The sequence below is a fragment of the Pseudomonas promysalinigenes genome (genome assembly GCF_014269025.2).
Lineage (GTDB): Bacteria > Pseudomonadota > Gammaproteobacteria > Pseudomonadales > Pseudomonadaceae > Aquipseudomonas > Aquipseudomonas promysalinigenes.
On record NZ_CP077094.1, the window covers coordinates 3,464,771 to 3,491,657 of the forward strand.

The window sequence follows — 26,887 nt, forward strand, 5'->3', positions numbered from 1 at the left end:
CACTCTTGTCTGAAAGGCGTTGCAGGGCCCCTGTGAAAGCACCGGCTCGACGTCTCGATGAACCCGCTCGCGCAATGATCGCGCAGGCTTCGATGAATCTAACAAGACAACTGCCCCCAATTGGTTTGCTATGACAGAGATTTGACGGCTCACGGGCGCGTCGTCGCGGCTGGGGCTGGCGGTGCACTTTGTGTGCCAGCACGGCGAAGCGCTGCATCCGGGGTGGCATTGGCAGTGCCCGAGCCGGTCAGGCTGCGGCGCACTTCAAGGTTGCGGGAGATCACCAGGACCACGCGGCGGTTACGCGCTCGCCCCTCAGCAGTGTCGTTGCTGGCTACCGGCTGGTATTCGCCGTACCCCACCGAGGCCATGCGCGCGGGGTTGACCCCCTGCATGGCCAACAACCGCACGATACTCGCCGCCCTCGCCGCTGACAGCTCCCAGTTGGTCGGGTACTGCGCCGTGCGGATCGGCAGGTTGTCGGTAAAGCCCTCGACATGCACCGGGTTGGCGAACGGTTTGAGGATGTTGCCGACCTTCTCGATGATGTCGAACGCCTGGTCGCTGGGCATCGCATCGCCGCTGCCGAACAGCAATGAGGAGTTGAGTTCGATCTCCACCCACAACTCGTTGCCACGCACGGTCATCTGGTCGGACTTGATCAGGTCGCCAAAGGCATCGCGCACATCCTCGCTGATCGCCTTAAGCGGGTCGACGCTGGTCTGCGCCAACCCGGCATCGGTCTGCTCGCTGTCCTTGATCAATGGCTGTGCCGGTTTCACGCTCAGCGGCTGCTCATCACCGATCGGGATCGGCTTCATGCTTCGCTCGGGGTCGTTGAACACCCCAAGCAGCGCTTGGGATATGACCTTGTACTTACCTTCGTTGATCGAGGAAATCGAGTACATGACCACGAAGAAGGCGAACAGCAAGGTGATGAAGTCGGCATACGACACCAGCCAGCGTTCGTGGTTTTCATGTTCCTCGGTATGACGGCGACGGCGCATGGCTACTCCATGAAGCCTTGCAGCTTCAGCTCGATCGAGCGCGGGTTCTCACCCTCGGCTATCGACAGCAAGCCTTCGAGCAGCATTTCGCGATAACGCGACTGGCGCAAAACGATGGCTTTGAGCTTGTTGGCGATCGGCAGCAAGATCAGGTTGGCACTGGCCACCCCGTAAATGGTCGCGACGAACGCCACGGCGATACCATTGCCCAGCTGTGAAGGATCGGCCAGGTTGCCCATCACGTGAATCAGGCCCATCACCGCCCCGATGATGCCGATGGTCGGCGCGTAACCGCCCATGCTCTCGAACACCTTGGCGGCCTGTATATCGCGGCTCTCCTGAGTCAGAAAGTCGACTTCAAGGATGCTACGGATCGATTCAGGCTCGGCGCCATCGACTAGCAGTTGCAAGCCCTTGCGGGCATAGGGGTCCGGTTCGGCATCGGCCACGCCTTCCAGGCCGAGCAGGCCTTCCTTGCGCGCCGTCAGGCTCCAGTTGACCACGCGGTCGATGCCGCTAGCCAGGTCGACCCGCGGCGGAAAAAAAATCCAGCGCAATATCTGCAGCGCTCGCTTGAACGCCGGCAGCGGTGACTGCAACAAAGCCGCCGCCAGTGTACCGCCAAGTACGATCAGCCCGGCCGGGCCATTGAGCAAGGCACCGACATGGCCGCCTTCGAGGAAGTTGCCGCCGACGATGGCGACGAAGGCCAGAATCAGCCCAATCAGGCTCAGCACGTCCATCAGACGCACGCCTCGACCAGGTGTTTGCCGATCTCGTCCAGGCTGTACACGGCATCGGCGAGGTTGGCTTTGACGATCGCCATGGGCATACCGTAGATCACACAGCTGGCCTCATCCTGAGCCCATACGGTGCTGCCGCCCTGCTTTAGCAGGCGGGCACCCTCACGGCCATCGGCACCCATGCCGGTAAGCACCACCGACAACACCTTGTCGCCATAGGACTTGGCCGCCGAGCCGAAGGTGATATCCACACACGGCTTGTAGTTCAGGCGTTCGTCGCCAGGCAAGATCTTCACCGCGCCACGGCCATCGATCATCATCTGTTTGCCACCTGGGGCCAGCAGCGCCAGCCCAGGGCGCAGCATGTCGCCATCCTCAGCTTCCTTGACACTGATCTTGCACAGCTTGTCCAGGCGTTCGGCGAAGGCCTTGGTGAACGCTGCAGGCATGTGCTGGATCAGCACGATGGGCGCCGGGAAGTTAGCAGGCAACTGAGTCAGCACGCGCTGCAGCGCCACCGGGCCACCGGTGGAGGTACCGATCGCCACCAGTTTGTAAGGCTTGCGCTTGGGCGCTGGGGTATGCGCCGCAGCAGGAGCTGGTGCCGGGGCACGGGCGGGTATGGCGCTGCGCACTGGCGCTACGCTGGCCGGCGCCGGAGCACTGGCAGATGTCACGGCGACCGCTGGGGCTTGGCTTGCGTAGCTGCCAAAACGGCGGTTGCTGCGCGAAATGGTATGCACCTTTTCGCACAGCATCTGCTTGACCTTCTCTGGATTGCGCGAGATGTCTTCGAAGTTCTTCGGCAGGTAATCCACCGCACCGGCATCCAGCGCGTCGAGGGTGACGCGCGCGCCTTCGTGAGTCAGCGAAGAAAACATCAACACCGGCGTGGGGCAGCGCTGCATGATATGCCGCACGGCGGTGATGCCATCCATCATGGGCATTTCGTAGTCCATGGTGATGACATCGGGTTTGAGCGCCAGTGCCTGGTCGATCGCTTCTTTGCCGTTGGTCGCAGTGCCGACCACCTGGATCGTCGGGTCCGCCGAGAGGATTTCCGAAACGCGGCGGCGGAAGAAACCGGAATCATCCACCACCAGGACCTTGACTGCCATAAACACTCCATTAGGCGGGGCACCCGGCCAGGGTGCTCCGCCGAAAATCAGATACGCCGTGCCGCGTAACGCTTGAGCATGCTCGGCACGTCAAGAATCAGCGCGATGCGGCCGTCGCCAGTGATGGTGGCGCCAGACATGCCCGGGGTGCCCTGCAGCATCTTGCCCAGGGGCTTGATCACCACTTCTTCCTGGCCCACCAGCTGGTCGACCACAAAGCCGATGCGCTGGGTACCGACCGACAGAATCACCACATGGCCTTCGTGCTGCTCCTCGTGCACCTGCCCTTGGACCAGCCAGCGCTTGAGGTAGAACAGCGGCAGCGCCTTGTCGCGCACGATCACCACTTCCTGGCCGTCCACCACGTTGGTGCGCGAAAGGTCGAGGTGGAAGATTTCGTTGACGTTGACCAGGGGGAAGGCGAACGCCTGATTGCCCAGCATCACCATCAAGGTCGGCATGATCGCCAGGGTCAACGGCACCTTGATGACGATCTTCGAACCCTGGCCCTTGGCCGAGTAGATGTTGATCGAGCCATTGAGCTGGGAGATCTTGGTCTTCACCACGTCCATGCCCACGCCACGGCCGGACACGTCGGAAATCTCGGTCTTGGTCGAGAAGCCTGGGGCGAAGATCAGGTTGTAGCAGTCCGACTCGCTCAGGCGATCGGCCGCGTCCTTGTCCATCAGGCCTTTTTCCACGGCCTTGGCGCGCAGGATATTCGGGTCCATGCCCTTGCCGTCGTCGGAAATCGACAACAGGATGTGGTCACCTTCCTGCTCGGCCGACAACACCACATGGCCGGTACGCGGTTTGCCGGCAGCTTCCCTCTCGTCCGGCATCTCGACGCCATGGTCGACGGCGTTGCGCACCAAGTGCACCAGCGGGTCGGCCAGGGCCTCGACAAGGTTTTTGTCCAGGTCGGTTTCTTCGCCGACCAGCTCAAGGTTGATTTCTTTCTTAAGCTGCCGCGCCAAGTCACGGACCAGGCGCGGGAAGCGGCCGAAGACCTTCTTGATCGGCTGCATGCGGGTCTTCATCACCGCAGTCTGCAAATCGGCAGTGACCACATCGAGGTTGGACACGGCCTTGGACATGGCCTCGTCGCCGCTGTTCAGGCCCAGGCGCACCAGGCGGTTACGCACCAGCACCAGTTCGCCGACCATGTTCATGATTTCGTCCAGGCGCGCGGTATCGACGCGCACGGTGGTTTCCGCCTCGCTGGCAGGCTTATCTGCAACCGGTGCCGGGGAGCGAGCTGGCGCGGCAGCTGCAGGCTTGGCCTCGGCAGGCGCAGCTGGGGCAGGCTTGGCGACCGGCTTGCTGGCCGCCTTGGGCGCAACCGGTGCAGCCACCGCAGCAGGTGCCTGGGCAGCAGCCGTTTCGCCGGTGAACTTACCCTTGCCGTGCAGTTGGTCGAGCAGGGCTTCGAACTCATGCTCGGTGATCTCATCGCCAGCGGCGGCGGCACTGGCGGTCTGTGCCCCAGCGCTGGCGGCTGGCAAGGCATCGGCCTGGAAGGTGCCCTTGCCATGCAGCTGGTCCAGCAACGATTCGAATTCTTCGTCGGTGATCTCATCGCTCGCAGGTTGCGTGGCGACGACTACCGATTGCGTAGCGGTAACTTCTGGCGAGAACTGGCCCTTACCATGCAACTGGTCAAGCAGCGATTCGAACTCGGCATCGGTGATGTCGTCACCCGAGTTGCTCAAGGTCTCGCCCTGCATCTGTGCGTCGAAGGCGGCAGCTTCGGCTTTCACCGCGTCGAGCGAGTCGAGCAGCTGTTCGAACTCGGTGTCGGTGATGTCCGCTTCGCTGGCCGCAGGCTCGGGCTCGGGCGCTGCTTGTGGCACCGGCGCGGCAGGGGCATCGGCGCTGGCAGGGGCATCGGCGCTGGCAGGGGCATCGGCGCTGGCAGGTTCGGCCAGGCGCGACAAGGCTGCCAACAGTTCGGGTGTGGCCGGTGTCACCTCGGTGCGCTCACGCACTTGGCCGAACATGCTGTTGACCGTATCCAGTGCTTCGAGCACCACATCCATCAGTTCCGCGTCGACCCGGCGCTCACCCTTGCGCAGGATATCGAACACGTTCTCCGCGATATGGCAGCACTCCACCAGCTCGTTCAGCTGAAGGAAGCCGGCGCCCCCTTTTACAGTGTGGAAACCGCGAAAAATTGCATTGAGCAGGTCAGCATCGTCAGGCCGGCTTTCCAGCTCGACCAGTTGCTCGGACAGTTGCTCAAGAATTTCGCCGGCTTCTACCAGGAAATCCTGAAGGATTTCTTCATCGGCGCCGAAGCTCATTAAACGTGCTCCTTAAAAACCCAGGCTGGACAGCAAATCGTCGACGTCGTCCTGACCGGACACCACGTCTTCACGCTTATCGGCATGAATCTGCGGACCTTCACCCCGAGTTGGATGTTTTTCTTGATCTTTTTCAGCACGAAGCTGCTGGTGGTCATGTTCGATACCAGCAAACCGGTCGACCTGACTGGCCATCAGCACGAGCTTGAGCAGGTTGCTTTCCACTTCGGTCACCAGCGCCGTCACCCGCTTGATCACCTGGCCGGTCAGGTCCTGATAGTCCTGGGCCAGCAGAATGTCGTTCAGGTGGCCTGCGACTTTGCGGTTACCCTCGGTGCTATGCGTCAGGAAACTGTCGACGCGTTTGACCAGCTCTCGGAACTCAGGCGCGGCGACTTCGCGGCGCATGAAGCGCTGCCAATCCAGGCTCAGGCTCTGAGCCTCGCTGGCCAGGTCGTTGAGCACCGGGGTGCTCTCCTCCACCAGGTCCATGGTGCGGTTGGCCGCGCCCTCGGTCAGCTTGACGACATAGGACAGGCGCTCGGTGGCATCGGTAATCTGCGAAACTTCTTCGGCTTGCGGCATGCGCGGGTCGATCTGGAAGCTGACGATCGCGCTGTGCAGTTCACGCGTGAGCTTGCCGACCTCCTGATAAAGGCCACGATCGCGGGTCTGGTTGAGCTGATGGATCAGCTGCACCGCCTCGCCGAAACGGCCCCGTTCCAGGCTCTCGACCAATTCCTGGGCATGCTTCTTCAGGGTCGATTCGAACTCCCCCAAAGACGACTGTTTTGATTCCATGGCGCCCCCCTGAGGTGTCTCAGCCGTTGACGCGTTCGAAGATCTTCTCGATCTTTTCTTTGAGCACCTGGGCGGTGAACGGCTTGACCACGTAACCATTTACGCCGGCCTGCGCCGCTTCGATGATCTGGTCGCGCTTGGCTTCAGCGGTCACCATCAGCACCGGCATGGTTTTCAGGCGGTCATGGGCCCGGACTTTGCGCAGCAGGTCGATGCCGGACATACCTGGCATGTTCCAGTCCGTCACCAGAAAGTCGTAATGGCCGCTTTCGAGCATCGGCAGCGCGGTGGTGCCGTCATCGGCTTCATCGGTGTTGGTGAAGCCCAGATCACGCAACAGGTTCTTAATGATCCGCCGCATCGTCGAGAAGTCGTCAACGATGAGGATTTTCATGTCTTTGTTCAAGTAGACCTCCAAGCAGTCTCAAACGCGCTCGGCCCCGAGCACGCGTATTCATCTAATTCGGTACAACGTGGAAACGACTGCAACGATACCTTGGCTCAACGCGCCCGCCATTCCCCCAGGCGGCTGCGCAGGCGCGCGGCGCATTGGCTGTGCAACTGGCTGACACGCGACTCGCTGACCCCCAGTACCTCGCCAATTTCCTTAAGGTTCAGCTCTTCGTCGTAGTACAGCGCCAACACCAGCCGCTCACGCTCCGGCAGGTTGGCGATCGCATCGGTCAAGGCAGCCTGGAAGCGCTCGTCTTCAAGGTCGCGCGACGGCTCGATCTGGCCACTGGCGCCGTCCTCGTGCAGCCCTTCATGCTCGCCGTCCTGCAACAGGTCGTCGAAGCTGAACAGCCGGCTTCCCAAGGTATCGTTCAAAATCCCGTAGTAATCATCGAGACTCAATTGGAGTTCGGCAGCAACTTCATGATCTTTAGCGTCACGGCCAGTTCTTGCTTCCACGGCACGCATCGCATCACTGACCATGCGCGTATTACGGTGCACCGAACGGGGTGCCCAATCGCCCTTGCGGACCTCATCGAGCATCGCCCCGCGGATGCGAATACCCGCGTAGGTTTCGAAGCTCGCCCCCTTGCTGGCGTCGTACTTGTTCGCCACTTCCAGCAGCCCGATCATGCCGGCCTGGATCAGGTCCTCGACCTGGACGCTGGCAGGCAGCCTTGCCAGCAAGTGGTAGGCAATGCGCTTGACCAGTGGCGCGTAGCGCTCGACCAGTTCGAACTGGGCATCCTTGGACGCCTTGCTGTACATCTTGAAGCCGCTGGCATTCATAACACGGGCCCTGCACTGGTGGGCTGCACCAAACGCTCGACGAAGAACTCGAGGTGCCCGCGCGGGTTGGCTGGCAGCGGCCAGCTGTCGACCTTCTGCGCAATGGCTTTGAATGCCAGGGCGCACTTGGAGCGAGGGAAGGCCTCGTAAACCGCGCGTTGCTTCTGCACCGCCTTGCGCACGCTTTCGTCGTAAGGCACGGCGCCCACGTATTGTAGGGCTACGTCAAGGAAGCGGTCGGTGACCTTGGTCAACTTGGCGAACAGGTTGCGCCCTTCCTGCGGGCTCTGCGCCATGTTGGCCAAAACCCGGAAGCGGTTCATGCCGTAGTCGCGATTGAGCAGCTTGATCAGTGCATAGGCGTCGGTGATCGAGGTCGGCTCGTCGCACACCACCAGCAGCACTTCCTGGGCGGCGCGGACGAAGCTGACTACCGAGTCACCAATCCCTGCAGCAGTGTCGATCACCAGCACATCGAGGTTGTCGCCAACCTCGCTGAAGGCCTGAATCAGCCCGGCATGCTGAGCCGGCGCCAGATGCACCATGCTCTGGGTGCCGGAGGCAGCGGGCACGATGCGCACACCGCCAGGCCCCTGCAAAATCACATCACGCAGCTCGCAGCGCCCTTCGATGACATCGGCCAGGGTGCGTTTCGGGGTGAGGCCCAGCAGCACGTCGACGTTGGCAAGGCCTAGGTCGGCGTCCAGCAGCATCACCCGGCGGCCGAGCTCGGCCAGCGCCAGAGACAGGTTCACTGAAACGTTAGTTTTGCCGACGCCACCTTTACCACCGGTGACGGCGATCACCTGTACGGGATGCATGCTACCCATGTTTATTGTTTACCTTGTTTCGCTTGGTCCCAAGCCACACGCGGGGCAGCACTTGAGCCCCCGAAATGTAGGTACTTTGCATACGTTTCATCCTCAACCCGCGCGCCGCGGATTGTGGTAGAGATCAGCGAACATGTCGGCCATAGCCTCCTCGCTGGGCTCGTCCTGCAACTGCACATTGACCGCGCGGGTCACCAACTGGTGCGGGCGCGGCAAGTGCAGATCGTCAGGAATACGCGGGCCGTCGGTTAAGTAGGCCACGGGCAGTTCATGACTGATGGCCAGGCTCAGCACGTCGCCGAGGCTCGCCGTTTCATCGAGTTTGGTCAGGATGCAGCCGGCCAGGCCGCAGCGTTTGTAGCTGTGGTAGGCAGCGGTGAGCACCTGCTTTTGACTGGTGGTGGCCAGTACCAGGTAGTTCCTGGCAGCAATGCCACGGCCAGCCAGGGTTTCCAACTGCATGCGCAGGGCCGGGTCGCTGGCCTGCAGGCCGGCGGTATCGATCAGCACCACACGCTTGCGCAACAGCGGCTCCAGCGCTGCGGCCAGTGACTGCCCCGGGTCGACGTAGGTGACCGGCACATTGAGGATGCGGCCCAACGTTTTAAGTTGTTCCTGAGCCCCGATGCGGAAACTGTCCATGCTCACCAGCGCCAGGCTCTGCGGGCCGTACTTGAGCACATAGCGCGCCGCCAGCTTGGCCAAGGTAGTGGTTTTACCCATGCCGGCCGGGCCTACCATGGCGATGACGCCACCCTCCTCGATCGGTTCGACCTGCGGCACGGCAATCATCCGCGCCAGGTGCGCCAGCAGCATGCGCCAGGCCTGGCGGGGCTCTTCGATCCCATTGGTCAGCTCGAGCAGCTCGCGGGCGATGGGGCCAGACAGGCCGATGCGTTGCAGGCGGCGCCAGAGGTTGGCCTGGGCCGGCTTGCTGCCCTGCAGCTGGTTCCAGGCCAGCGAACCGAGTTGCACTTCCAGCAGCTCGCGCAGCCCAGACAGCTCCGAACGCATGGCATCGAAAAGGCGCGGGTCGACTGCCGGCTGCGTCGCAGCCGGGGCTGGTGGCGGCACGTCGACGTGCGGCTCGATCAAAGGCTCGGCAGCGGTCAAGGACTGGCCGGCGAACAATTGGCGATTACCTTCGCTGGCCTCGGCGCGGTTATCCAGTTCTGCCTGGGCAGTGGCTATACGCGACTGAGTCTTGCGCAGCTCCTCTTCGAGCTCCGCATTGGGCACGCGCGGGGCCAGCGCGGACAACTTGTAGTCCAGCGCGGCGGTCAGCTCGACACCACCGGCGATGCGGCGGTTGCCAATGATGGCGGCATCGGAGCCCAGCTCATCACGAACCAGCTTCATGGCCTGACGCATATCGGCGGCGAAAAAACGCTTGACTTGCATAACCCACTACCTCAGCCGTTGGGGCCCACTGTGGCAACGATGGTAACTTGCTTGTTGTCCGGTATTTCCTGATACGCCAGAACATGCAAATTCGGTACAGCCAGGCGACCGAAACGCGACAGCATTGCCCGGATCGGGCCAGCGACCAGAAGGATGGCCGGTTGGCCTTGCATCTCCTGGCGCTGGCAGGCTTCGATCAGCGAGCGCTGCAGCTTTTCGGCCATGCTTGGCTCAAGAAGTACACCGTCTTCCTGACCTTGCCCGGCCCTTTGCAAACTATTGAGCAAGATCTGTTCCAACCTTGGCTCAAGCGTGATGACAGGCAGCTCGGACTCAACGCCAACAATGCTTTGCACGATGGCGCGACACAATCCGACGCGCACTGCCGCAACTAGCGCGGCGGTATCTTGACTCTTGTTCGCGTTGTTGGCGATGGCCTCGGCAATGCTGCGTATGTCACGTACCGGCACCTGCTCGGATAACAGCGCCTGCAGGACCTTGAGCAGCCCCGACAAGGAAATGACACCGGGCACCAGTTCCTCTGCAAGTTTAGGCGATGCTTTGGACAATACCTGCAACAGTTGCTGGACCTCTTCGTGGCCGATCAACTCATGGCAGTGCTTCTGCAGAATCTGGTTGAGGTGGGTTGCCACCACGGTACTGGCGTCGACCACGGTATAGCCCAGTGATTGCGCCTGGGCACGCTGGCCGATATCGATCCACACGGCCTCCAGGCCAAATGCCGGGTCCCGCGCGGCGATGCCATTGAGGCTACCGAACACCTGGCCTGGGTTAATGGCGAGCTCGCGGTCTGGGTAGATTTCGGCTTCGGCCAGAATTACGCCCATAAGCGTCAAACGGTAGGCGCTGGGCTGCAGGTCGAGGTTGTCGCGAATATGCACGGTTGGCATCAGAAACCCCAGGTCCTGGGAAAGCTTCTTGCGCACCCCCTTGATCCGCGCCAGCAACTGCCCACCTTGGTTGCGGTCTACCAGCGGAATCAGGCGATAGCCCACTTCCAGGCCGATCATATCGATCGGTGTAACGTCGTCCCAGCCCAATTCCTTGGTGTCCAGCGCGCGCTGCGGCGAGGGCAGCAGGTCCTGTTGCCGCTGGGCCTCTTTCTGCGCCTCGAGCTTGGCCTTCTGCTGCTTCTTCCAAACCAGGTATGCCCCACCGCCGGCCAGCAGGCCGAGGCTGAGGAAGGCGATATGCGGCATGCCGGGCACCAGGCCCATGATGATCATCAGCGCGGCGGAAACCCCCAGCGCCTTGGGCGAATCGAACATCTGCCGATTGATCAGCTTACCCATGTCCTCGGAGCCCGAGGCACGGGTGACCATGATCGCAGCGGCAGTGGACAACAGCAGTGATGGCAATTGCGCCACCAAACCGTCACCGATGGTCAGCAAGGCGTAGACCTTGCCAGCATCGCTGAACGACATGTTGTGTTGCAGCATGCCGATCAGCATACCGCCTAGCAGGTTGATGAAGAGGATCAGCAAGCCGGCAATCGCGTCACCGCGCACGAATTTGCTGGCACCGTCCATCGAACCGTAGAACTCGGCTTCCTGAGCCACCTCGGAGCGTCGCGCCTTGGCTTGGGCCTGGTCGATCAAGCCGGCGTTGAGGTCGGCATCGATGGCCATCTGCTTGCCGGGCATGGCGTCCAGGGTGAAGCGCGCGCTCACTTCGGAAATACGGCCGGCACCCTTGGTCACCACTACGAAGTTGATGATCATGAGGATGGCGAACACCACGGCACCGACCACATAGTTGCCGCCGATGACCACCTCACCGAATGCCTGGATGACTTTACCGGCGGCGCCATGGCCCTCCTGGCCATGGAGCATCACCACCCGGGTGGATGCCACGTTCAACGCCAGGCGCAATAGCGTCGCGACCAGCAGAATGGTGGGGAAGGCGGCAAAATCCAGCGGGCGCAGTGCGTACACGCAGACCAGCAACACCACGATCGACAGCGCGATGTTGAAGGTGAAGAACACGTCGAGCAGGAACGGCGGTATCGGCAACATCATCATTGCCAACATCACCAGCAGCAGCAACGGCACACCCAGGTTGCCCCGGCCGAGCCCGGCCAGGTTGTTGCGGGCATTGCTGATTAACTGAGTGCGATCCACCGCGAGTCCTCTTGATGCAAAACTTTGACGCCCAGGGAGCGCTTGGGCGTGGCTTTGCAAGAAGCTTTCCAACTTTGGTGGCCTTCAGGGATTTGAAGCCTCAGGGGCAGAGCATGGCCCCTGCCGTAACCGAACTTATGTCAGCTGTCACGCCGCAAATCCTGAGGAATCGGCAGGTCTTCTTTGAGCGGCTCCGGCCGCTTGCCCTTGCCTGCCCGGTACTGTCGGATCTGGAACACATAGGCGAGCACTTGCGCCACCGCCAGGTACAGCCCTGCCGGAATCTCGCCCTCTACTTCGGTGGAGTAGTAGATGGCCCGCGCAAGGGCCGGCGATTCGAGAATCTGGATCTTGTGCTCAGCGCCGATTTCACGAATTTTCAAGGCGATGAAGTCAGTACCCTTGGCCACCAGCAACGGCGCCACCCCACCCTTCTGCGGGTCATACTGCAAGGCCACGGCGTAGTGGGTCGGGTTGGTGATGATCACGTCGGCCTCGGGCACGGCAGCCATCATGCGGCGCTGCGACACTTCACGCTGCAATTGACGGATGCGCTGCTTGACCTCCGGCTTGCCCTCGCTGTCCTTGTATTCGTCCTTGACCTCTTGCTTGGTCATCTTCAGCTTCTTCTGCGTTTGCCACAGCTGGTATGGCACGTCTGCCGCGGCAATCAGCAGCAAGCCGGCGGCCATCCACAAGGCGCTCCAGCCCACCACCTGGACGCTATGGATGATCGCCTGCTCCAGAGGCTCGTTAGCGATGGCCAGCAGTGCCTGACGGTCGTTGCTCAAAACCACCAGTGCCACCGCCAGAATGACCAAAAACTTGGCCATTGCCTTGAGCAGTTCGGTGAGTGAGTTCAGCGAAAACATCCGCTTGATCCCTGACAATGGGTTCATGCGGCTGAATTTAGGCTGTAAAAGACTGCCCGAGAAAATGAACCCGCCCAGGGCGATGGGCGACACGAAGGCAATCACGAACAGCAACATCAGAATCGGCTGCACTGCCCAGATCGCCATCTTTCCCGAAGCCAGCAGGAACATGCCCATCGAGCGCTCATCGGTCAGCACCTCGCGGCTCAGGGAGAAGTTCATCTGCATCAACGTCATCAACGTCTGCGCCAGGTTGCCACCGAAGGCCAGCAGCGCACCGGCACCGGCAAGTGTCGAGGCGACGGTATTGAGCTCCTTGGAACGGGCGATCTCACCTTTTTCGCGCGCGTCGCGCTTACGTTTGTCGGTGGGGTCTTCCGTCTTGTCCTGACCGCTCTCGCTTTCAGCCATGCTCAGGGCGCCCTCGCCATCTCACGCAGCCATTGCAACGCTTCACTGGCCAAGGCCTGATAGTGCGAAAGCACATCGGCCAAACCGATCCAGAAGATACCCATGCCCAACACCAGGGTCAGCGGAAAACCGATGGAAAATATGTTCAGCTGAGGTGCCGCACGGGTCATTACGCCGAAAGCGATGTTCACCACCAAGAGCGCGGTGATCGCCGGCAGGATCAACAGCAAGCCGGCCCCGAACACCCACCCCAGGCGGCCTGCCATTTCCCAGAAATGACTGACCAACAGCGCCTGACCGACCGGCAAGGTCGTGAAGCTCTCGGTCAACACCTCGAACACCACCAGGTGCCCATTCATCAGCAGGAACAACACACTGACCAGCATGGTCATGAACTGGCTCACCACTGCCACGTTCACGCCGTTGGCCGGGTCGACCATCGAGGCGAAGGCCATGCCCATCTGCACGGCGATGATCTGCCCGGCGATCACGAATGCCTGGAACAGCAGCTGCAAGGAAAAGCCGAACAGTGCCCCGACGATGATCTGCTCACCGCAAAGCAGCAGGCCGCGCAAGCTCAATGGGTCGAACGTGGGCAGCGGCGGCAGTGCCGGTACGATCACCACGGTAATGGCCACGGCCACGTACAGGCGGATGCGTGCCGGCAGCATGCGCGTGCCGAAGATCGGCATGGTCATCAGCACAGCGGTCACCCGGAACAGCGGCAGCAGAAAGGTGGCGACCCAGGTGCCAATCTGCGCATCGGTCAGTTCCAGCATGGCTGCCTCAACCGATCAACTGCGGGATGCTGGTGTACAGGCCGGTGATGTACTCCATGAACTTCTGCACCAGCCACGGGCCTGCAACGATCAGCGTCACCAGCATCACCAGCAGGCGCGGCAGAAAGCTCAAGGTCTGTTCGTTGATCTGCGTGGCAGCCTGGAACATCGCCACGATCAAGCCGATCAGCAAGCTCGGCACCACCAGTACGGCGACCATCAAAGTGGTCAGCCATAGCGCATCACGAAACAGGTCGACAGCTACTTCAGGTGTCATGCGGGGCTCCCCTTGGCGGCGTCAAATGCCACCGAAACTGCCGGCCAATGTGCCCATGATCAGCGCCCAGCCATCGACCAGGACGAACAGCATGATCTTGAACGGCAGCGAGATGATCAATGGCGACAACATCATCATACCCATGGCCATCAGCACACTGGCCACCACCATGTCGATGATCAAGAACGGGATGAAGATCATGAAGCCGATCTGGAACGCGGTTTTCAGCTCCGACGTGACGAATGCCGGCACCAGTATCGTCAGCGGCACTTGATCGGGGCCGGCGATATCGGTGCGCTTGGACAGGCGCATGAACAGGTCCAAATCACTCTGCCGGGTCTGAGCCAGCATGAAGTCTTTCAGTGGCCCCTGGCCCTTCTCGATTGCCTGCTGAGCAGTCATCTGCTCGTTCAGGTAGGGCTGCAGAGCATCCTGGTTCACCCGGTCGAACACGGGCGCCATGATGAACAGCGTGAGAAACAGCGCCATGCCGGTCAGCACCTGGTTAGAAGGTGTCTGCTGCAAGCCCAGGGCCTGACGTAGAATCGAGAAGACGATGATGATACGGGTGAAGCTGGTCATCAGAATGACGAACGCCGGGATGAAACTCAGCGCCGTCATGATCAGCAGAATCTGCAGGCTGACCGAATACTCCTGCTGCCCGTCTGCGGTGTTTGACAGGGTTATGGCCGGGATCGACAACGGGTCGGCGGCCAAGGCCAGTGGGGCTGCCAACAGCAGCGCAATGGGCAACAAAGTGCCGAACGATGTTTTCAACAGCAGGCGCAAGGCGCGGGTCATCACTGCTTGTCCTTCTGATCCTTGCCCATCAGCTCCATCAGGCGCTGGGCGAACTCCGGTGTCGCCTGACGGGCGCTGGCGGGTACTTCGACGGGTTCGGCCAACACGTGCAAGGCCTCGATACTGCCTGGGCTATGGCCGATGAGAATCTGCTCCTTGCCAACCTGCACCAGCAACAGCCGATCACGCGGGCCGATGGCACGACTGCCGATCACCTCGATCACCTGCCCACCCTTAGGCGCTGCCCCCTGCATGCGGCGCAGCAGCCAGGCCAGGAAGAAGATCAACCCCACTACCAGCAACAGCCCGAATACCATTTGCGCCAGTTGCCCACCCAAACTGCCGGGCGCAGCGGCTGGCGTTGCCACCGGGCTGGCAGAAGGCGTTGCCGCGGCGATGGCCACTTCGCTGGCCAGCAGCGCGGCTGATGCCATCACGGCGCGCATCGTGCTCTTCACTCAGCGCAGCTTCTTGATACGTTCGCTGGGGCTGATCACATCGGTCAGGCGGATGCCGAACTTCTCGTTGACCACCACCACTTCGCCATGGGCGATCAGTGTGCCGTTGACCAATACATCGAGCGGTTCACCTGCCAGGCGGTCGAGCTCGATCACCGAGCCCTGGTTGAGCTGCAGCAGGTTGCGGATATTGATTTCGGTGCTGCCCACCTCCATGGAAATGTTCACTGGAATGTCCAGGATCACATCCAGGTTCGGCCCTTCGAGGCTGACGTTTTCGTTGGGCCGCGGCGAGCTGGCGAATTCTTCCATGGGCAAGCGGCCGGCACCCGGTTTGCCGCTGTCGGCAGCGAGCAGCGCATCGATGTCGGCCTGCCCGGCATCACCGGTTTCTTCCAGGGCTGCGGCCCACTCGTCGGCCAAGGCCTGGTCTTGCTGGGAAGTGATCTCGTTTTCGTTAGCCATGATGTCCTCTACAGGCATTCAATTCGGAAAGAGCGACCGGCACGCCGTTAGCGGCGTTCGATCGGGTCGATGATCTGCAGGGCCAGGTTGCCTTTATGCGAACCCAGGCGCGCCTTGAACGACGGCACACCGTTGGCGCGCAACACCAGGTGCTCGGGCAGCTCCACCGGGATCACGTCACCGGCTTGCATGTGCAGGATGTCGCGCAGCTTCAGCTGACGGCGCGCAACCGTGGCGGTCAGCGGCACGGAGACGTCCAACACGTCCTCACGCAATGCTTTGACCCAGCGCTCGTCCTGGTCGTCGAGGTCGGACTGGAAGCCTGCATCGAGCATTTCCCGCACGGGCTCGATCATCGAATACGGCATGGTCACGTGCAGGTCGCCGCCGCCGCCGTCCAGTTCGATATGGAAGGTCGAGACCACCACCGCCTCGCTTGGGCCAACGATATTGGCCATGGCCGGGTTGACCTCGGAGTTCATGTACTCGAAATTGACCGGCATGATCGCCTGCCAGGCTTCCTTGAGGTCGACGAAGCACTGGTCCAGTACCATGCGCACCACCCGCAGTTCAGTGGGGGTGAATTCACGGCCTTCGATCTTGGCATGCCTGCCGTCACCGCCGAAGAAATTGTCCACCAGCTTGAACACCAGCTTGGCGTCGAGAATGAACAGCGCGGTGCCGCGCAGCGGCTTGATCTTGACCAGGTTCAGGCTGGTCGGCACGTACAGCGAGTGCACGTACTCGCCGAACTTCATCACCTGCACCCCGCCGACCGCCACATCCGCTGAGCGGCGCAGCAGGTTGAACATACTGATGCGGGTATAGCGGGCGAAGCGCTCGTTGATCATCTCAAGGGTCGGCATGCGACCACGCACGATCCGATCCTGGCTGGTCAGGTCATAGCTCTTGATGCTGCCAGGCTCGGAAACGCTCTCGGTCTGTACCAGCCCATCGTCGACGCCGTGCAACAGGGCGTCGATCTCATCCTGGGACAGCAGGTCCTGTACGGCCATTGCGGACTCCTACTGCAATACGAAATTGGTGAACAGCAACTGGTCGATCACCGGCTTGCCGACTTCTTTCTGCGCCACTTCCTGGACCACTGCGGTGGCTTTCTGACGCAGCATCTCCTGGCCCACCGAACTGGCGGACAACGTGTCGAAACCTTGACCGGAGAACATCATCACCAGGTTGTTGCGGATCACCGGCATATGCACGCTGAGCGCATCCAGATCGGCCTGATTACGGCCTTGCAGGGTGATGCTCAGCTGCATGTAGCGCTGACGGCCGTTCTGATTGAAGTTGACCACGAAGGCCGGAGCCAAGGGCACGTAGATCGCGGGAGCCTTGACGTTGGAAGCAGCCGCTTCGGCGGCCGGGGCCGGTTCACTTTTGTGCATGATGAACCAGGTGGCCCCCACCGACAGGCCGACCGCCAGCAGCAGCGCCAGTACCAGCAGCAGGATCAACTTGAGTTTGCCTTTTGCGGCGGGGTCTTTCACTGCTTCGCTCTTCGCCATGCCAATAATCCGTCGTCCATCGGGGTTTCAAAGGAGGATGACGTGGCTTGAGCAAGTGTTATGCCAGATCTATAACCAAGTGCTTTACGGTGATGGCGATTTCACCGATAAACCCGCTGACACTGAGCCAGCACATGCTTCAGGTGATGGCTAACCTGTGCGGGGGTTTACCCAAGAGGAAGCCTGAGCCGGCAATAGTCTGCTTAGGCGTAGTAGTCCACAGCGCTGTCACCAATGACCACCTGTTGCTCGACCGGCCGGCCCGTTTCACCAAGCTCGCCCTGCTCGCCCCCACCAACTTGGGCACGGCGTGCGGCCACCCCCGAAAGTTGCGAGGCATCTTGCTGCGCCTGCTGCTGTTGCTGGCGCGACTGATCGGCCACATTGACGTCTGGCTGCGCCAACCCCTGCTGGGCGAACAGCTCGCGCAAACGGTGCACCTGGCTATCCAAAGCATCTCGCACACCGGCATGGCCGCTGACGAAGGTGATCTGGGTGGATTGGTCAGTCGCAACGTTCACGCGGATATCCAGCCGACCCAACTCGGCGGGCTCCAACTGGATGTCCGCCGACTTGAGGTTTTGGCTCGACAAGTACATTACCCGGTTGACCAAACCTTCAGCCCAGGCGCTCTGGTTCATTTGCAGTGGCTGATGCAACGGATTGGCACTTGCCGGCAGCGCATTGGCAGCCTTGGCTGTCACGGCCTGGGTCAGATTGGCGAGGCGGTTGGCGAAGTCATCGACCCGAGTATCGCTACTGGCGGTTTTGGTGTCTTTGAGCCCATCCTCGAGCAGGGCGCCAAAAGCCTTGTCGCCAGTTTCGGATTTACCGGCTTGCTCTTCGATGTTGTCGACCAAGGTCGCCAATGGATTGACGCCGGCCTGAGTCTCCTGACCCTGTGCTCTGGCTCCATCGCTAGCATGCGCCGATGAGGTGCCTTTGGCCTGTGCATTTTGTTCAAGGGCAAGGCGCAGCCCTGGCAGATTAGCCAGCGGGTCGGCATCCGGGTCAAAGGCCTCTGTTTCGGCTTGCTCCGGCAACGGCTCGGCGATGTCAGCCGCTGGCGCTTGGTTGGCGGCCTGCAACATGGGCGCTACGGTTTCGGCTTGAGCCTGCAGCAATTGTGCGCCAGGTTGGGCATCGGTTACCTGGCCCGCGACCAGATTGGCGTCGAGCGACCCTGAGTCATTGGCGGGCGCAGGATCAGCAGCGGCTTGGGCCGCATCGTCAGCCGGCAACTTATTGCCGTCATCGGCAATTGCTGGCTTGTCGGCAGCCTGCGGCTTGCCATCTCTTGCGAAGTCGGGCTTGTCCTTGGGGCCGGCCTGCACAGCCTTGTCTTTGCGCAAAGACACAGGGTCGTGGCTTTGCCGGGCCATGACCTGATCGAACCCGCCACCTGGCTCACCCACCGGCTGCAGGGCTTTGTCTGCCCGAGGGGCACCAGCACCTGTAGGCTTGCTTGGGGTGTTGGTTTGCAGCAAAGGGTTGGGTGCGACAGGCATGAAACGGTCTCCGCGCCAGAAACTGGACTATTGTCTGGCTACAGATAGGCAAAAGTCGCGCCAACTACAGTTGGCTGGCTGAAACCCGTTCACGCTCCGCGCGATAGAAGTGTTGCACTTCGAGGTATTCGAGATCGATCCGATTGATCAGGTCTTCGATACCATACAAAGGGCGCACCTTAACCCGCTCCTCCAGTTGTTGGCACAAGTCGGCCAGGCCCACCGCGCCCATGTTGCTACTGCTGCCTTTGAAGCTATGCGCAGCCATGCCCAGCTCGTCGGCACTCTTGGCCTCGTGCAGCTGGCTGAGACGCCGCTCGGAGTCTTCCAGAAAGGTTTCCAGCAACTGCAAGTAGCCATCTTCCATGACCTCTTGCAAATCGCTGAGTACTTTGTGGTCAATATGCATGTCAGTCACTTGTTCACTCCCTGATCAAGCCAGATTATGCCTGAGCCGTGCGGCGGCTCTCCAGCCGTTTCACCACTCGAAATGGACGCAGGCACAGCGGCCACCGTCGCTCCATCTAGCGTTCCTGCCCAGGCGCTGCACCAGTTTCAGCCCGCGTCCGCTCAGTTGCTGATCCGCTTCTGGGCGCGACAATTCACCGCACACATCAAACCCTGCACCACTGTCCCGCACCTCGATGGTCAGACGCCCACCTGCGCCTAGCGGTTCAACTTTAAGTTCGATGCGCACAAACCCGTGCGTCAGCTCGGCCAAGCGCCGGGCACGCTCTTGATAGTAGTCGGCGAAGCCTTGCACATCACGTTTCAACCTCGAGTCGAGCTCTAGCACACCGTGCTCCAGGGCATTGGAGTACAGCTCACTGAGCACGCTGTGCAAGGCACCGGTGCTGGGCCGTAGACCGTGAATCTCCTGCAACAACTGCACCAGGTAGGGTACCGGGTTGAACCGTTTGAGGCTCTCGCCGCGCAGTTCGAAGCCGAGCGACCAGTCCAGCGGACTGGAACGGCCACTGTCGGAGTACAAGGTCGGCGCTGGCACTCGGTCTTGCGCCGTGAACATGGCAATGTCGCACAGGCTGATGTCATCCCGGGGGCGCCCGCCGAACTGCTCCAGCGCCTGCATCACCTCGTTGAACAGCTGGGCCGGAACGCGGTTGGCAGCCAGCACATCACGCAGGCGCTCGACGCCGAAAAGCCGGTCGTGCTCATCGGCGGTATCGACCACACCGTCGGAGAGCAGCAATAGCCGCTCCCCTGCAGCAAGCGGTAGCACTTCGGTGCTATCGTCAAAGCGCTCAGGCGGCAAAATGCCCAGCGGCAAGTGCCGCGAGGCCATCGCCCCAAGCAACGCGCCATCGGCCGACAGCCGGTAACCATCGGGCATGCCGCCATTCCATACCTCGACCGCGCCGCGCTGCACGCTCATCCTGAGCAACAGCGCACAGCAGAACATGTCGACCGGCAAAATGCGCTTGAGCTTGGCATTCATCTCCCGCAGCATCTGCGCCAGGCCGTAGCCCTTGGCGGTCATGCCGTAGAACACTTCAGCCAGTGGCATTGCCCCGACAGCGGCGGGTAACCCATGGCCGGTGAAATCGCCGAGCAGCACGTGCATGTCACCGGCTGGGGTGAACGCGGCCAGCAGCAGGTCACCATTGAACAAAGCATAGGGCGACTGTAGGTAACGGATGTTCGGCGCGGTGATGCAGCCGGAGTGTGCGACCTTGTCGAAAACTGCCTTGGCCACCCGCTGCTCGTTGAGCAGGTGATGATGGTGGCGAGCGATCTGGTCGCGCTGCTCCAGAACTGTGGCCTGCAGGCGGCGCAGGCGGTCCATCGCGCGGATCTTGGCGCCCAGAATCACTGCGCTGTAGGGCTTGGCCATGAAGTCGTCACCGCCGGCCTCCAGGCATCGCACCAGGGCGTCCTCCTCGCTGAGGGAGGTCAGGAAGATGATCGGCACCAACGCTTCGCCCGCCAGTGCCTTGATCTGCCGCGCGGCCTCAAAACCGTCCATCACCGGCATGAGGGCATCGAGCAGCACCAGCTGCGGGCGCTGCTGGGCAAACAGCGCGACGGCTTGTTCACCATTTTCCGCGGTGAATACCTGGTGGCCCTGGCGACGGACAATCTGTGCCAGTAGCAGACGATCGACTGCTCCATCCTCTGCCACCAGCACGGTCAACGCCTGTTCGGCCGGCATCTGGGCACTCAACTGATATCGAACAATTTTTCGAAATTGGAGATGGCCAGGATCTTGCGAACATCGGAACTGGCATGTACCACACGCACGTCCGAATCGTCACCGCCGGCGTGGTCGCGCAGCAACAGCAGCATGCCCAGCGCAGAGCTGTCCAAGTAGGTAGCATCCTTGAGGTCTACCACCACAGAGTCGGGCTTTTGCGGTTGACGTTCGTAGGCATCACGAAATTCTTGATGCTTGCCGAAGTCGAAACGGCCCTTGACCTTGATCGTGAGTTTTTTGCCGTCCTGCGAAAAATCAGTCTCGACTGCCATGCTAGCGATTCCTTCGATGATGGCGAATGCAACTCTTCAAGGTTTAGCAGGCCAACGCAGGGGTAGCAAGCTAGCCTGCAGCGGCTTGTTCGCGGGTCCACCCGCCTCACTCGGATGTGAGCTCAAACCTGTGGTAGAGGTTTAAGCCGCGAGGAGGACGGCACTTCGCTAATAGCGCTACGCGCGGCCCAGGCTACAAATGACCTTGCCTGGGCAACCGCTGCGACAACTCATCCAGCAACCGCTGCTCGCGCTTGTCTTCGGCGCGGCGAGCCTCGTCCATGTAGCGCTGCACCAGCTTGCGCAGGCCCTCGACCCGAGCGTAGGCCTGCTGCCAGGTGCCTCGGGCGTTTTTGAGGTTGTTTTCGTGCCAGATCAGGCTCTGGCGCTGCTGGGTCATGGCAGTTTCCAGCTGGGCCAGAAAGCGCTGGTAGTTGAGCAGCCAGCTACCGTTCACACCCTGCCCGCCGCGGTCGATCCACTGCGCTTGATAGCCTTCGCGGAACGACTCCAGCTCAGCCAGTTTGGCCTGGGCCTGTACCACCTGCTGCTGGAAGTGCCCCACGCGCTGAGCAGCTTTGCGTTCGGCCTCTTCGGCCATGTCGACCACAGGGGCCAGGCGGGCAGCGCGTCCGGGCAGGCTCATGGCTCATCAGCCCTTGGCCGGAGGCGTGAAGATCGCCGCCAGCTCGCTGCGGCTTTGCTGCATGCCGACATTTTCATCCAGCCCCTGGCGCAGGAAGTCGACCAGCCGAGGCTGCAAAGCAATTGCCAGGTCGGTTTCCGGATCGCCACCGGCGACGTAGGCACCCACGCTGATCAGGTCGCGGCTTTGCGATAGCCGTGACCACAGCTGCTTGAACTTCTGCGCCTGGCGCAGGTGGTCGGCATCCACCACCTGGGGCATGACCCGGCTGATCGAGGCTTCGATGTCGATTGCCGGATAATGGCCTTCCTCGGCCAGCCGCCGGGACAACACAAAGTGACCGTCGAGCACACCCCGAGCCGAGTCGGCAATAGGGTCCTGCTGGTCATCCCCTTCGGAAAGCACGGTGTAGAACGCGGTGATCGACCCGCCACCGGGCTCACCATTACCGGCGCGCTCCACCAGTTTGGGCAGTTTGGCGAACACCGATGGAGGGTAGCCACGGGTAGCCGGGGGCTCGCCGATAGCCAACGCGATTTCGCGCTGAGCTTGGGCGAAACGGGTCAATGAGTCCATCAGCAGCAAGACGTTCTTGCCTTTATCACGGAAATATTCGGCAATCCGGGTGCAGTACATGGCTGCACGCAGACGCATCAGCGGTGCGTCGTCAGCGGGCGAGGCGACTACCACCGACCGCTTGAGCCCTTCCTCGCCGAGGATGTGCTCGATGAACTCTTTGACTTCCCGGCCCCTCTCGCCGATCAGCCCGACCACGATGATGTCCGCCTCGGTGAAGCGAGTCATCATGCCCAGCAACACTGATTTGCCCACACCGGTACCGGCGAACAGGCCCAGGCGCTGGCCACGGCCGACGGTCAGCAGGCCATTGATACTGCGAATGCCCACATCCAGCGGCTGACTGATTGGGTCACGATTAAGCGGGTTGATGATCGGCCCATCCATCGGCACCCAGTCTTCTGCGCGCATGCCACCCTTGCCATCGAGGGCGCGCCCGGCGCCGTCGAGCACGCGGCCAAGCATGCTCATGCCCATGGGCAAACGACCACTGTCGTCCAGTGGTACCACCCGCGCCCCTGGCGCGATGCCGGCAATGCTGCCCACCGGCATGAGGAATACCTTGTTGCCAGCAAAGCCCATCACCTCGGCCTCGACCTGCACCGGGTGGTAGCTGTCGTCGTTGATGACCAGGCAGCGCCCACCTACCGCCGCACGCAGGCCTTCGGCTTCAAGGGTCAGGCCGACCATGCGCAGCAGGCGGCCTTCGACCACCGCCTGCACCGGCAGCGTGATCGCGTCGGCGTAGCCGCCCAGGCGCTTGGCGAAGCTGGTGCGGTCAAGGCGCATCGTTGCTGTCCAACTCAACCGAAAGGTCCGCAGCCGCCGGGTGCAGCGCCTGATCGTGCAACTGATCGAACAGCTGCGCTACAGCTTTGTCGATACGTGTTTCCATGGTCGCATCGATGCGGCTGTGCAGCGTTTCGATCCGGCAACCGCCGGGCAACAAGGCTTCGTCCTCAAGCAGCTTCCAGCGCTCCTCATGACGCTCGCGCAGGGCCAGCGCTTGCTCGAAATCCTGTGGGTTGAGGTGAATGCGAATATTGTCGGCGCCCATCGGCAGCAGCTTCAGCGCTTCACGCAGCACACGGGTGATTTGGCTTGAGTCGCTGCGCAGTTCGCGGCCGATGACCTGGCGCGCCATGTGCGCGACCAGGTGTACCAGGCTGCGTTCGATCTGCGTGTCCTGTTCGGCGATCGGCTCCATCAGGTGCTGCATCAACTGCTCCAGGCTCGCCAGCTTGGCGCTGAGCGCTTCTTCGGCTTCCTGGCGCACTTTCAGTTGGGTGCTGTGAAAGCCCTCGCGCTCCCCGGTGGCGAAGCCCTCGTTGTAGGCTTCCTGGCGGATTGCTTCGAGCTCTTCCAGGGTCAGTGGCTGAACTTCCTCCAGCGGCACTTCCTCGACTTCTTCCTCGAGCACTTGCGGCTCAGGTTCAGGCTCAGGCTGCGGGTCGAAGCTGGGCAGCGCCCAGACGTCCACGCCCTCTAGGTCGCGGGCGCGGATCAGATCGCTAGGGTGGGATTCTTTGCTGGGCATGCTGTGTTGTTCTCAAAACCCTGTTCAGCCGAGGCCAACGCTTGTCAGCGCGGATGTATCAGCCAATGCGTCGGCAGCGACAATCGCGATATCCCGCACCGAGGCTTAGGCGGGTGAACCCGCTCCCACAACGGGCAGCCAGTGGGGAGCAAGCGGTGGCCTTAAATCATTTCCTCGGCACCTTTGCCACCGAGCACGATCTCGCCGGCCTCGGCCATGCGACGGGCGATGGTGAGGATTTCCTTCTGCGCCGTCTCCACATCACTGACCCGCACCGGGCCCTTGGCTTCGAGGTCGTCGCGCAGAAGCTCCGAGGCACGCTTGGACATGTTCTTGAAGATCTTGTCCTTGACCCGCTCGTCCGCGCCTTTGAGCGACACCACCAGCACGTCGGACGATACTTCACGCAGCAGCGCCTGGATACCACGGTCGTCTACGTCGGCCAGGTTGTTGAAGACGAACATCAAGTCTTCGATCTGCTCCGACAGGTCATTGTCGATCTCGCGGATCGAATCCATCAGCGCGCCTTCCACGGAGCTGTCGAGGAAGTTCATGATATCGGCGGCACGCTTGATACCACCCAAGGTGGTGCGCGCGGCATTGGAGTTGCCCGAGAACTGCTTCTCGAGGATCTGGTTCAGCTCCTTCAGGGCCGCAGGCTGCACGGTATTGAGCGAAGAGACACGCAGGATGATGTCCAGGCGCACTTTGTGGTCGAAGTTGCTCAGCACTTCACCGGCCTGGTCGGGGTCCAGGTATGCGACCACGATGGCCTGAATCTGCGGGTGCTCGTAGCGGATCACGTCGGCCACGGCCCGCGGCTCCATCCACTTGAGGCTGTCCAGGCCACTGGTATTGCCACCAAGCAGGATGCGATCGATCAGGCCGTTGGCCTTGTCCTCGCCAAGCGCCTGATTGAGCATCTTGCGGATATAGCCATCGGAGCCCACGCCCAGGCTGGTCTGGTCGCCGACGATTTCGACGAACTCGCTCATCACCTGCTCGACCTGCTCTCGGTGCACATTGCCCATTTGCGCCATGGCCACACCGACCCGTTGCACTTCTTTGGGACCCATGTGCCGCAGCACTTGCGCAGCATCGGTTTCACCGAGCGACAGCAGCAGGATCGCGGCTTTGTCGACACGGCTCAGCTTGGCGGTAATGGCTCGATTGTCACTCATCGGCGTTGATCCACTCTTTCACGACCTGGGCCACGCGGCCTGGGTCTTCGGCCACCAGGCCTTTGATTGCGTTGAGCTGTGCTTCGTAGCCCTCGCTGGGGCTCGGCAACAGAATGCTTGACGGGCCACCGAGGCTGACACGGTCGTTGGCCAACTCGCCATCCAGACCGATCATCCCGCCCAGTTCCATGTCGTTGTCCGCAGCAGCTTGCTTGCCGCCACCTGTGATGTTGTTGAGCACCGGACGCAGCACGCCGAACACCAGCACCAGGATGAACAGCACGCCGAGCACTTGCTTGACGATGTCCCAGAACCACGGCTGCTGATAGAACGCGATATCGGCGATCTCTTCACCACGGTCGGCGGCGAAGGGCACGTTCATTACCGTCACGCTGTCACCACGGCTGGCGTCGAAGCCTACCGCGTCCTGCACCAGGCGGGTGAAGCGCGCCAAGTCTTCGGCACCCCATGGGGCGCGGGTGGTTTGCCCATTGGCATCGACTTTGACCTGGTCATCGACCACCACTGCCACCGACAGCCGAGTCAGGCGACCCTGCTGTTGGCGGGTGTGGCTGATCGAGCGATCGAGTTCGAAGTTCTTGGTGGTCTGCTCGCGCTTGTCGGAAGGATACGGCGCCAGCATTGGCTGCCCGGTGGCCGGGTCCATGATCTGCTGACCGTTGGCATCGACCAGCGGCTGACCAGGCTGGATGGCTCCGGCCGCACCTGCCGCAGCGCCGGTGGTCTGCGGCGCGGAAGCAGGGCCTGGCGGCTGATTGCTCAGCGCACCTGGTACACCCTGCGGGCCCTGACTGCTGGCGCGCTGCTCGTTGACCGCCTGCTCGCTGCGCAGCGCCGGCTGGTCGGGGTTGAACTGCTCGGAGGTGGACTCGACCGCGCTGAAGTCCAGGTCGGCCGACACCTCGGCCTTGTAGCGGTCATTGCCCAGCACCGGTTGCAGGATGTTGTGCACACGCTGGGTCAGCATACCTTCCATGCGGCGGCTGTAATCGTATTGCTTGCCAGCCATGGTCAAGGCTGTGTCCTGCAACTGCTCGGACAACAGGTTGCCACGCTGGTCAACCACCGTGACTTGCGATTTGTCCAACTCAGGCACGCTGGTGGCGACCAGGTTGACGATGGCCATGACCTGGCCTGCTTCCAGCGAACGGCCAGGGTAGAGCTCTACCAGCACAGAAGCGCTGGGCTTGCGCTCGTCGCGCACGAACACCGAACTCTTTGGGATGGCCAGGTGCACGCGCGCGGCCTTCACATTGTTCAGGCTCGAAACGGTACGCGCCAACTCGCCTTCCAAGCTGCGGCGATAGCGGGTGGCCTCCATGAATTGGCTGGTGCCCAGGCCTTGTTCTTTGTCGAGCAACTCGAAGCCGACATTGCCATCGCTCGGCGCCACGCCTGCCGCTGCCAGCTTCAGGCGCGCACGGGAGAGGTCGTCGGCCTTGACCAGCAACGCACCGGAGTTGGGCTCGACACGGTAGGGAATATCTGCAGAGGCCAGGGTATCCATGACCTGTTTGGTATCCATGCCGGCCAGGCTGCCATACAACGGCCGGTAGTCAGGCTGCTGCGACCAGAGCACCACGGCAAAGCCGATCGCCACGCTCGCCGCCAAGCCGACCAGCAGGCCGACCTGACGCAGCATGGGCATCTGCGAGATGTTTTCCAGAAACGCCATGTTCAACAGTGGCGGTTTGGAACCTGACGCGCCGCTCTTGGCAGGTGCGTTATCGACGACTGCATCAGCCATGACTTACTTCCGCCC

At 61.6% G+C, this 26,887-nt stretch carries 27 protein-coding genes; all 27 read right to left on the reverse strand.

Annotated features, from left to right (window positions below):
- Positions 1-149 precede the first annotated feature (149 nt).
- A complete protein-coding gene (gene motD / locus HU725_RS15840) occupies positions 150-1,007 on the reverse strand; it encodes a flagellar motor protein MotD (protein WP_060476899.1) in 858 nt (285 codons plus the stop codon).
- A gap of 2 nt (positions 1,008-1,009) precedes the next feature.
- Positions 1,010-1,750 carry a flagellar motor protein gene (locus HU725_RS15845; RefSeq protein WP_060476900.1) on the reverse strand — a complete coding sequence of 247 codons (741 nt, stop codon included), beginning with the start codon at positions 1,748-1,750 and terminating at the stop codon, positions 1,010-1,012.
- On the reverse strand, positions 1,750-2,868 hold the full coding sequence (locus HU725_RS15850; protein ID WP_186478498.1) for a protein-glutamate methylesterase/protein-glutamine glutaminase: 1,119 nt from the start codon (positions 2,866-2,868) through the stop codon (positions 1,750-1,752). The genes HU725_RS15845 and HU725_RS15850 overlap by 1 nt, the downstream gene beginning before the upstream one ends.
- 47 nt (positions 2,869-2,915) lie before the next feature.
- Positions 2,916-5,171 (reverse strand): chemotaxis protein CheA, encoded by a 2,256-nt coding sequence (locus HU725_RS15855; protein WP_186478499.1) that lies wholly within the window; start codon positions 5,169-5,171, stop codon positions 2,916-2,918.
- Between the two features lie 12 nt (positions 5,172-5,183).
- Positions 5,184-5,972 (reverse strand): protein phosphatase CheZ, encoded by a 789-nt coding sequence (locus HU725_RS15860; RefSeq protein WP_060476903.1) that lies wholly within the window; start codon positions 5,970-5,972, stop codon positions 5,184-5,186.
- 19 nt (positions 5,973-5,991) lie between these two features.
- Positions 5,992-6,366, reverse strand: a complete 375-nt coding sequence (locus tag HU725_RS15865; protein WP_103446503.1) for a chemotaxis response regulator CheY — start codon at positions 6,364-6,366, stop codon at positions 5,992-5,994.
- A gap of 107 nt (positions 6,367-6,473) precedes the next feature.
- Complete coding sequence (gene fliA, locus HU725_RS15870; RefSeq protein ID WP_060476904.1) at positions 6,474-7,214, reverse strand: RNA polymerase sigma factor FliA; 741 nt, start codon at positions 7,212-7,214, stop codon at positions 6,474-6,476.
- Positions 7,211-8,044: a flagellar synthesis regulator FleN gene (gene fleN, locus HU725_RS15875; RefSeq protein ID WP_060476905.1), complete on the reverse strand. Its 834-nt coding sequence runs from the start codon at positions 8,042-8,044 to the stop codon at positions 7,211-7,213. Before fleN ends, fliA begins: the two co-directional genes overlap by 4 nt.
- A gap of 93 nt (positions 8,045-8,137) precedes the next feature.
- The gene (flhF, locus tag HU725_RS15880; protein WP_060476906.1) at positions 8,138-9,445 is read right to left on the reverse strand and encodes a flagellar biosynthesis GTPase FlhF; all 1,308 of its coding nucleotides are present in this window, start codon (positions 9,443-9,445) and stop codon (positions 8,138-8,140) included.
- 11 nt (positions 9,446-9,456) lie between these two features.
- Positions 9,457-11,586 (reverse strand): flagellar biosynthesis protein FlhA, encoded by a 2,130-nt coding sequence (gene flhA, locus HU725_RS15885; protein WP_060476907.1) that lies wholly within the window; start codon positions 11,584-11,586, stop codon positions 9,457-9,459.
- Between the two features lie 140 nt (positions 11,587-11,726).
- Entirely contained in the window at positions 11,727-12,869 is a 1,143-nt protein-coding gene (flhB, locus tag HU725_RS15890; protein ID WP_186478500.1) for a flagellar biosynthesis protein FlhB, read from the reverse strand.
- Between the two features lie 2 nt (positions 12,870-12,871).
- Positions 12,872-13,648, reverse strand: coding sequence for a flagellar biosynthetic protein FliR (gene fliR / locus HU725_RS15895; RefSeq protein WP_186478501.1), 777 nt, complete (start codon positions 13,646-13,648; stop codon positions 12,872-12,874).
- Positions 13,649-13,655: 7 nt separating this feature from the next.
- Positions 13,656-13,925 (reverse strand): flagellar biosynthesis protein FliQ, encoded by a 270-nt coding sequence (fliQ, locus tag HU725_RS15900; RefSeq protein ID WP_186478502.1) that lies wholly within the window; start codon positions 13,923-13,925, stop codon positions 13,656-13,658.
- Between the two features lie 21 nt (positions 13,926-13,946).
- Complete coding sequence (gene fliP / locus HU725_RS15905) at positions 13,947-14,726, reverse strand: flagellar type III secretion system pore protein FliP (RefSeq protein ID WP_060476910.1); 780 nt, start codon at positions 14,724-14,726, stop codon at positions 13,947-13,949.
- Positions 14,726-15,172: a flagellar biosynthetic protein FliO gene (gene fliO / locus HU725_RS15910; protein WP_186478514.1), complete on the reverse strand. Its 447-nt coding sequence runs from the start codon at positions 15,170-15,172 to the stop codon at positions 14,726-14,728. Before fliO ends, fliP begins: the two co-directional genes overlap by 1 nt.
- A gap of 12 nt (positions 15,173-15,184) precedes the next feature.
- Complete coding sequence (gene fliN / locus HU725_RS15915) at positions 15,185-15,649, reverse strand: flagellar motor switch protein FliN (RefSeq protein ID WP_060476912.1); 465 nt, start codon at positions 15,647-15,649, stop codon at positions 15,185-15,187.
- A gap of 47 nt (positions 15,650-15,696) precedes the next feature.
- On the reverse strand, positions 15,697-16,665 hold the full coding sequence (fliM, locus tag HU725_RS15920) for a flagellar motor switch protein FliM (RefSeq protein ID WP_060476913.1): 969 nt from the start codon (positions 16,663-16,665) through the stop codon (positions 15,697-15,699).
- A 9-nt stretch (positions 16,666-16,674) separates the two neighbouring features.
- Entirely contained in the window at positions 16,675-17,172 is a 498-nt protein-coding gene (gene fliL, locus HU725_RS15925) for a flagellar basal body-associated protein FliL (RefSeq protein WP_186478503.1), read from the reverse strand.
- A gap of 203 nt (positions 17,173-17,375) precedes the next feature.
- Entirely contained in the window at positions 17,376-18,680 is a 1,305-nt protein-coding gene (locus HU725_RS15930) for a flagellar hook-length control protein FliK (protein WP_186478504.1), read from the reverse strand.
- Between the two features lie 64 nt (positions 18,681-18,744).
- Positions 18,745-19,098, reverse strand: a complete 354-nt coding sequence (locus HU725_RS15935) for an Hpt domain-containing protein (protein ID WP_060476916.1) — start codon at positions 19,096-19,098, stop codon at positions 18,745-18,747.
- Between the two features lie 60 nt (positions 19,099-19,158).
- Positions 19,159-20,850, reverse strand: a complete 1,692-nt coding sequence (locus tag HU725_RS15940; RefSeq protein ID WP_186478505.1) for a fused response regulator/phosphatase — start codon at positions 20,848-20,850, stop codon at positions 19,159-19,161.
- An 8-nt stretch (positions 20,851-20,858) separates the two neighbouring features.
- A complete protein-coding gene (locus HU725_RS15945) occupies positions 20,859-21,164 on the reverse strand; it encodes an STAS domain-containing protein (protein ID WP_060476918.1) in 306 nt (101 codons plus the stop codon).
- 193 nt (positions 21,165-21,357) lie between these two features.
- Positions 21,358-21,810 carry a flagellar export protein FliJ gene (gene fliJ, locus HU725_RS15950; protein ID WP_186478506.1) on the reverse strand — a complete coding sequence of 151 codons (453 nt, stop codon included), beginning with the start codon at positions 21,808-21,810 and terminating at the stop codon, positions 21,358-21,360.
- A gap of 6 nt (positions 21,811-21,816) precedes the next feature.
- On the reverse strand, positions 21,817-23,175 hold the full coding sequence (gene fliI / locus HU725_RS15955) for a flagellar protein export ATPase FliI (protein ID WP_186478507.1): 1,359 nt from the start codon (positions 23,173-23,175) through the stop codon (positions 21,817-21,819).
- Positions 23,165-23,923, reverse strand: a complete 759-nt coding sequence (gene fliH / locus HU725_RS15960) for a flagellar assembly protein FliH (RefSeq protein ID WP_186478508.1) — start codon at positions 23,921-23,923, stop codon at positions 23,165-23,167. The genes fliI and fliH overlap by 11 nt, the downstream gene beginning before the upstream one ends.
- Positions 23,924-24,084: 161 nt before the next feature.
- Complete coding sequence (fliG, locus tag HU725_RS15965) at positions 24,085-25,104, reverse strand: flagellar motor switch protein FliG (protein ID WP_027921181.1); 1,020 nt, start codon at positions 25,102-25,104, stop codon at positions 24,085-24,087.
- The gene (gene fliF, locus HU725_RS15970) at positions 25,097-26,872 is read right to left on the reverse strand and encodes a flagellar basal-body MS-ring/collar protein FliF (protein ID WP_060476923.1); all 1,776 of its coding nucleotides are present in this window, start codon (positions 26,870-26,872) and stop codon (positions 25,097-25,099) included. Before fliF ends, fliG begins: the two co-directional genes overlap by 8 nt.
- Positions 26,873-26,887 lie beyond the last annotated feature (15 nt).